The sequence below is a fragment of the Agrobacterium sp. 10T429 genome (genome assembly GCF_056393925.1).
On record NZ_JBFTGV010000109.1, the window covers coordinates 1 to 350 of the forward strand.

At 66.6% G+C, this 350-nt stretch carries 1 protein-coding gene; it reads left to right on the forward strand.

Translation table 11 applies throughout. The features are described from left to right. Positions 1 to 347, forward strand: a 347-nt coding sequence (locus AC1DCP_RS26760) for an ATP-binding cassette domain-containing protein (RefSeq protein WP_476774925.1), incomplete at its 5' end; no start/stop codon positions are given. Positions 348 to 350: the final 3 nt, after the last annotated feature.

Genomic DNA, 350 nt, shown 5'->3' on the forward strand with positions numbered 1-350 from the left:
GCTACGAGCAGGTGGTGGGCGAGCGCGGCATCGGCCTGTCGGGCGGGCAGATCCAGCGGCTGTGCATCGCCCGGGCGCTGTACCACGACCCGCGCCTGCTGGTGTTCGACGAAGCCACCTCGGCGCTGGACACGCAATCCGAGAGCAACATCCTCGCCAACATGCAGGAGATCCTGCGCGGGCGCACGGCCGTCATCATCGCGCACCGGCTCAGCACGATCATGCAGGCAGACAAGATCCTCGTGCTGTACGAAGGCGGCATCGTGGAGCAGGGGCGGCACGAGGAACTGCTCGCGCGCCGCGGCATGTACTACCAGTTGGTCCAGAAACAGTTGAGCGCGGCATGAAGC